This window comes from Psychroflexus sp. MES1-P1E, from assembly GCF_002836055.1.
GTDB lineage: Bacteria > Bacteroidota > Bacteroidia > Flavobacteriales > Flavobacteriaceae > Psychroflexus.
On the sequence record NZ_PJBS01000008.1, the window covers coordinates 1 to 898 of the forward strand.

Consider the following 898-nt stretch of genomic DNA (forward strand, 5'->3'; position numbering starts at 1 on the left):
GTTAATTGTCCATTTTCCATATAGTTTAGGAACGCTGTTTTATCGTCTTTTTCAAGAGTAACTTTGACATATTTAGTGTCAACTCTTTTTAAAGAACCTGTCAAAGCATCTACACCCCAACCAATAATGCTAAATCCATTTAGTATAGCAACTAAGTTAAATTTAGAATCCATTATTACAACTCTTTCGCGAAAGTCATCTAATCTAAAATCAACTTGATCATCAGCCGCTACTTTAATCTGAACAGGTGTTTTTCCTTTTTCAAATCCATTCACGAATACTTTAGCACCACTTGGATCAGACTCAAATAGGACTTTACGTTTTGAGCCTGTTAAAATTGAAGCACAGCTTGTTGTTAGCAGGATAATGCCACTCATTAATAAAATTGTTAGTTTTCTTTTTACCATTTTATTTGGTTTAAATTTAATGCTTACTCCTGTTTAAAGTCCTTTTTCAGCTTATTCAGACTTTTATTTTGAAATAGTCTATTTAATTTTATTCAGTAAGTTTTTTTTCAACTTTACCATAACGTTATTGTATATGGTTTGTTGCGCTATTTATACTGTCAATCTAGTAAATAAAAACCGAATAGAATCCCGATAGCTATCAAGATTCGCAAGTAGGCGATAATCAAAGCAATTAATTATAAACAGCTTTAGTTAGCATTTTAATAAAAACCCTAAATTAAGGCATATAAATAAGGAAGAATAAAAGAGAGAAATAAGGTTATTATATATGCAGAGTCTATGATCTCGTCAATCCCGAAGCCTCGGGATAAATCCCCTTCTCTTTTACTACTAAAATCACATTCTCCCAATACCTATCAAGACTATGAGGCTTTTTAGACCTCGATTTTAAGTCGTTGAAACTCGCGTAGATGGTCCTTTCAAAAAATCAT

1 protein-coding gene is annotated in these 898 nt (G+C 31.6%); it reads right to left on the minus strand.

Annotated features, from left to right (window positions below; all coding sequences use genetic code 11):
• The coding region (locus tag CXF67_RS00065; protein WP_102086915.1) for a PEGA domain-containing protein at positions 1-407 on the minus strand (407 nt) is incomplete at its 3' end.
• Positions 408-898: the final 491 nt, after the last annotated feature.